Here is a 6,100-nt window from a genome sequence, read left to right as displayed (position 1 = left end):
GCAAAGACGCGTTCGCGATATCGATTACCTATTTTAGGAGGCAGTATGGGCTTAAGCGTACCGCATTTGTTGGTGGTGCTGGCGATTGTTATGTTGGTGTTTGGCACTAAACGATTGCAAGGGGGCGGCGCTGATTTGGGCGAAGCAATCAAGGGCTTCCGCAAGGCTGTAAAAGAATCCGACAAAATAGAGGAACTAAACTAATCCTAAACGTACTAACATAACGGTATGAGCGGCTATACCCTGTCCGCGGTCAGCAAAGATATTCGACCCACGCTTTGCACCGGACACAGCCGCCATGCAGGGATGACGCGTCATCCTCCAATCCGAATGGTTGGTTCGAAAGTTATGGAATCGTCTGCCGAGCGGCGGCGAGTAGCGAACGGTTCCGGCTTCGACCAGGCTAAAAGGGTGCCACGAATAAGTGTTTCGGCAGGCTGTCACGTACGGAAAGCGCTTTTCCGTTCGTAACGCGCTTGGCGAATTCGGAAAGAAAACGACTTATTCAAAGCACCTTCACTCGCGGCAGTCAAAACGCTAGTGTTCGCAGCCATAGGATTGGACTTTCGGCTGAGTTTCGCATTCGCTTTTGCTGTTTTGAGATTGCGCGACTGTCGCCGAAAGCGCCGGTTTTCTCTTTAGAGGGTAGGCCGGAATGACGTGTTCGATGGCTTGATATTCATCACACTCAACTACGCCGACAACATTTGCCATGAACAATATTCAAACCCCCAAAATGCCGGGTTATCCGGAGAGTTTAATCATGACCGTCAAGGGATCGATGGCGATCTGCGACGCCGCCACCTCCGGTAGACTTAACCGGGCGGTATTGACCAAGCATACGCTGGCACCGACCGTGGCGGCCTGGCCGTTTCGCCTCGATAGCGTTACACACGACCAACCTCGCGCCGATATCCGGGTCAGCAGCGCAACCGGTACGGCTGCCACTGGCTTTCCGTTAGTGCTGAAGTTGACGATTTCCGAGCTCGACGGCGATGGCAACATCGCCCCACTACCGGGCGCCTGCGTCGATCTGTGGCATAGCGATGGCGACGGCCATTATTCCGGGATGACCAATCCGGGCGGAGCGAATCTGGCCGACGAGGACTTCTTGCGGGGTTACCAGGCAACCGATCATTGCGGCGAGGCCAAGTTTTTCAGCGTCTATCCCGGCTGGCACGACCCGGAGACCGCTCATATCCAGGTGAGGATTCGCGACTACGTGCACGGCTGGTTCAGTTTCGACCGGGCGACTCGACTGGTATTCGACGAACACTCGATCGACAAAATCCATACCGTGATTTCGCAGTTTTTTCCGGCAGGTTTGACCAAGAACGGCGAGCCGATCGAAGACATGATCGACGACCACGCCGGCATGGCGCTTGTCGACGAAATCGCCAATCATCCGGCCGACCGCTTCATGCTGAAAATAGCTCCCGGCGCCCGCTTCGTCAGCGCATCGGTCCATCTGGTGATCGCTCGCGGCGAAACGCTGGCCGAGTTGAGCCGGACGGCCTTGGCCGAATCCTGATTCTTAGCCGTTCCAATACCGAACCGCCGGCGCATTTCGCGCCGGCAGCGCCGGTCATATCGCTACCCGACCCCATCTCGCGCTATCATGCCCCCGCCGCGAGTCGGCTCGAAATAATAATAACGATAAAGCCGCCCAACCGGAAAGACCGGGGAACGAGCGGTGCACTGGGGGAGCGCATGAATTCAAATCCCGGCCGGAATATCCCGGCTTATCGCCAACTCAAACGCTTGCGGACCGCGTTGGCGGTGGCGCAGGGCGTGCGCTTGCAGGCCAGATTGGCGCAGGAACTGGAAGCCACGGTGTCGCACGACCAGACCAAGCGGGTGACCTATCTAACCAGCCTGTTCACCCGGATACACCGGGAAATGTTCAGCGACTGGAAGGAACAGGTGACGGTACACCACCGGCCGGGCACGATGCCGGAAGCCGATTGCCGCACGCGATTTCGGATCGCGATTGAAAGCTTGGTGCTCGACGGCGACGACAATCTCGAAACCGCCTTGTTCGACAACAACGGTTTCGTGGTGTGCAGCGCCGATATCGCCGACCGGCTCGCCAAGCTGTATCAAGCCTTGCGCGGCATTCGGCCCTACGGCTACGGCAACCGGATCACGCTGGATTTTTTCATCACCGCGCTCGGCAATTTACCGGCCTTCAAGGCGGTCTACGAACAGGGCATCGATTTTCGCCGACTGAGCTGCGACGACGCTCGCGCCTTGCACGATCCGGCCGCCGATCACGCCGCGTTGCGTCGGGCTTTCGAGCACGCGCTGGACCCGGCGCGCACCCAAAGCCTGAGCAATCAGGCCAACCGCTACGGCAAGTGGCCGGAGAATAAGTATTTCCTGCAAGGCTTGCCGTTTTTGTCCTATACCACGGCGGACGGCGTCAAATGCCTGGTGACCGTGACCGGCGGTCTGGTGCCCTTGCACAGTATCCGGGCCGAGGAATTCATCACCGGTCAGCATTTCGTCGACAATCCGCTCGGCGTGTCCGAGTACATTCTCGGCTATTTGCCGGGTACCGAGGACTTGCGCCAGCCCGGCAAGACCGAGATCGACGCGATTCCAATCCGCGCCGACGGCGTGGCGCCGCTGTTTTGCCTGGACATCAACATCCTGACATCGCTAAGGCCGCCCAGCCACGCCGAGCTGTTGGACTTGTTGAAGCAATGCGCCGGCGAGCAGGCCAGTTTGTTTACGCTGGCCGGCAACGAGCCGTTGAAAAACAAGATGCTGGCCGCCAGCCACGGCGAAAACCGCTTGATGCGCACCGTGGAGATCGCCTATCAGCGGCTGACCAAAATCGACGGGATTTTATCGGCTATCCTCGAGGCGATTTTCGCCGGCAAGGCGCCGGTCGGACGGCCGACCTTGTTCATGTGCATGGGTGGTGCCGGCGCGGGCAAAACGGCGGTCGAGGAAATCGCCAAGGCCCAATGCGGCGACAATTTCGTCATCGCCTCGCTCGACGAATTTCGTAAACTCAGCGACTTGTACCGCTTGCTGACCGCCGCCGACCACCACAGCGACGACTATGTCTACGTCGAACCCTTCGCCAACCGCTTGCGCGATTTGGTGGCCGAGCAAGCTCGCTTGCGGCGCATCAACATCCTCTACGACGGCACCGCCATCCCTTATCAGCCGCGCTATTCGACAATCGTTCAGCAATACCACGCCGCCGGCTTCAACACCCGGATCGCGGCGGTCGATGCATTTTTGGTGAAGCCGGCCGGCCGCGAGCAGGAGTTGTCGCGGGCCGGGGTGATCGGCAGCGTCACGGCCCGCTTCGAAACCACCGGCCGCGCCCTGCCCTGGGTGGTGACGATAGACAAACACATCCGCTCCCCGCACGCCTTTTTGCTGGCCTTGGCCGATACCGCGCTGGACAAGTTGGCGCTGTTCGCCAACGACGGCGAGCGCGACCGCCATTATCTGGTCGCGGAAAGTTTCGTGTGCGGCGACGACGAGGTGCGGGCGATGCAGCGTCACCAGCTCAACGGTAGTCTGGCCCTACATTGGCGGACGTTGGTCTGCCAGCGGCCCGATTCGGTGTTGAAAAATCTGGCCGCCGACAACGCCGCTTTGGACGCGTTAATCGCCCGCAACCCGGCGCTGAACGAGGACAACGTCGGCTATCTGATCTACGCCGGCAGCGAGACCAACCGGGTACTGGCGATTTACCACCTGCGCCGCTTGGTGGATTTCGTGCAAAAGCGCCAACTCAACCCCAACGCCTCCGGCGAGGACGGCCTGCTGCACAAACCGGCGGCGCTGGCCTTCCACGTCGATCCGGCGGCCAGGGAATCTTGGATTACCCGTTTGCAGGGCAGCGTGGAATAAGCCGGACCCGGCCTGGCGGTCGCGGGACGGGGTGGGCAAGGCTTTTAGAGTTGCGGACAAGGCTCTAAGCCAGTCGCGGCTGGAAGTTAAGGCTTTTTGCCTCGCGGCCTCGGCTTTCAGCTTTGACAGACCAACTGTTTGGCTCACGCTTTAGGCAAAACAGGCCCAGCCGCACGGCTGTTAGCGGCTCGCGCAAGCCGAAAAGCCTTCAGCGAGAGCGTATTTGCCTAATCCGCAAGCCATGAAAGGATTGATGTCCAGCCTATTTGCCTTGCGCTTACGGCAAAATGCGTTGCAAGCCAGGCTTTTTGCGGTGAGCCTCCGGCTCACAGGCTGGCGGCGGAGCCGTTTTATGGCATCGTAAACTCTGAAAATTGATGACATTCGGAGAATCGAGGATCGGTCAAGAGGCTGACCGTCACTGTCACCATCGCCATCCAATTTCAACAGATTCGGCTGCCTGTGGCCCAGTTGACTGGCAGGTATTTGGCGAGCAAAATGAAATCATTACTAGGTTGCTACCGGCTATAACCAGTCAAGATTGGGTGTGGCACATAATCCAGTTAAGGGTGTGCACCGCGTACCATTCTGTAAATGCTGAACTAATAAAATCAAAAGAATACGCGGCGAGTATCCTTTAGCCTGATGAAGTTAAAATAAAGTCAAATGAGTATTGGAACAGGCACATTATGAACGAGCAAGTCGAGAGCCGAATCACCCATAACCCACTGCAATGCGGCGGCAAACCTTGTATTCGCGGCATGAGGATAAGGGTCAGCGACATCTTGCAGATGCTGGCGGAAGGCATCAGTAATGAGACCATTCTGCTCGACTACCCGGATCTAGAACTCGCTGACATCCAAGCCTGCCTGCTCTACGCAGCCCGACGAGCCAATCTTGAACGACTGGTTGCATGATCTTTTGGGTTGACGCCCAACTACCGCCAAATTTGGCCGATTGGCTGCGCTGGACATTCAAAGTTGAAGCCTATGCCCTAAGAACTGGGGTTGCGTGATGCCAACGATCTAGAGATTTTCGAGCGCGCCCGGCAAGAGGGTATCGTTTTAATCAGTAAGGACAGTGATTTCGTCGAGCTAATACTGCGGCAGAAACCACCGCCACAATTACTTTGGGTTACCTGCGGTAATACTACCAACCAACGGTTGCAAGCATTGTTCTACGAAGTTTTTCCACAAGCCCTGCAATTATTGGCTGAAGGTCATATGGTTGTGGAATTAGCCGATAAGTCGTGATGTTAAGCTTGTTTTATCAATGCTGGTTATCGGCCATTTGCGACATCAAGTATTTCAGCGGATGGCGGCTACAAGCCATAAAGCTGTCTTTCTACATTGAGTTAGGTTGTTGAGTGTAGTGAGTTTACGAACCGCACCAATCGCGACGATGCGGTGCTCGTTGTTTACCGCATCCTACGGCCCTGCGAATTTTGGAGGGGTCTATTTTTTGGGTGAAGTCATCAAATGCAGATCTTTTGAAGTGAGTGCGGTCGACGCTATAAATCAAATTGATGATTTAACGAAGCGGTATATTTGAAAAATGAATTTTCTGACCAGCATTTTCGCAGCCAGCATCCTCAAGCAGCTTTTTAAAAGCATCAAATAATACTGATTGGTGCGAATTGGGTCCTATTATGACTCTGTCAATCAACTCCGGCACGGTTGCACCTGTAAAACTATGTTCCGGTATATTTATTAGAGGAAATTTGTAAACTTCTTGTGGCGTTCCGTTAATAGACTCAATACTTGCGCCAATATATACAGATTTATTTATATCCGGCGTATAAAAAACACGCCACTCTCGTTCTTCCAGAAATCCCGGATGCTTTAAGCATAACGCATAAGTTTTAAATATATCGAATAAGTACCCTTTTACAGACTCTTTTCCCAAACTTGAAATAAAGCCAGATTCATTTTTTATACGATCTGCCAATCCTGAAAACTCGCTCATGAATTCATTTGAGCCATAGTATAAGACTGGCCGAGAATATGTATGAAACACATCTGTTTCCGCAAAAAAAGGGGATGGATTCAATATTAACGCTACAGATTGCTTTCCTCCGTAAGCTCGCCACATTGAGAGTCGACCGTATTTATCCTCGCTAGGCGTGTGTTCACAAACACATGCAATGAAGGTTCTAGTCTGAAAATTACGACTCCATCCATCAAAAAGATTGGCAAGTTCATCGGTAAGCGCTTAACAACAAATC

General features: G+C 54.8%; 6 protein-coding genes. 5 read left to right on the top strand and 1 reads right to left on the bottom strand.

What is annotated here, in order from left to right; genetic code table 11:
- From tatA to A1355_RS19620, 5 genes are all read left to right on the top strand, one after another.
- On the top strand, positions 1-204 hold a 204-nt coding region (gene tatA / locus A1355_RS24780), incomplete at its 5' end, for a twin-arginine translocase TatA/TatE family subunit (RefSeq protein ID WP_419866220.1).
- 508 nt (positions 205-712) lie between these two features.
- Positions 713-1,531 carry a hypothetical protein gene (locus A1355_RS19635; RefSeq protein WP_064030980.1) on the top strand — a complete coding sequence of 273 codons (819 nt, stop codon included), beginning with the start codon at positions 713-715 and terminating at the stop codon, positions 1,529-1,531.
- A gap of 179 nt (positions 1,532-1,710) precedes the next feature.
- Positions 1,711-3,876 carry a zeta toxin family protein gene (locus A1355_RS19630; protein WP_064030979.1) on the top strand — a complete coding sequence of 722 codons (2,166 nt, stop codon included), beginning with the start codon at positions 1,711-1,713 and terminating at the stop codon, positions 3,874-3,876.
- A gap of 689 nt (positions 3,877-4,565) precedes the next feature.
- On the top strand, positions 4,566-4,793 hold the full coding sequence (locus tag A1355_RS19625; RefSeq protein ID WP_064030978.1) for a DUF433 domain-containing protein: 228 nt from the start codon (positions 4,566-4,568) through the stop codon (positions 4,791-4,793).
- A gap of 90 nt (positions 4,794-4,883) precedes the next feature.
- Positions 4,884-5,129: a DUF5615 family PIN-like protein gene (locus A1355_RS19620; RefSeq protein ID WP_197471857.1), complete on the top strand. Its 246-nt coding sequence runs from the start codon at positions 4,884-4,886 to the stop codon at positions 5,127-5,129.
- Positions 5,130-5,406: 277 nt separating this feature from the next.
- On the opposite strand, the gene A1355_RS24775 is transcribed toward A1355_RS19620, so the two are convergent.
- The gene (locus A1355_RS24775) at positions 5,407-5,967 is read right to left on the bottom strand and encodes a DUF2971 domain-containing protein (RefSeq protein ID WP_082885659.1); all 561 of its coding nucleotides are present in this window, start codon (positions 5,965-5,967) and stop codon (positions 5,407-5,409) included.
- Between the last annotated feature and the right edge of the window lie 133 nt (positions 5,968-6,100).

This window comes from Methylomonas koyamae (assembly GCF_001644025.1).
Taxonomy (GTDB): domain Bacteria; phylum Pseudomonadota; class Gammaproteobacteria; order Methylococcales; family Methylomonadaceae; genus Methylomonas; species Methylomonas koyamae_A.
This window is presented reverse-complemented; position numbering and strand designations above follow the sequence as displayed.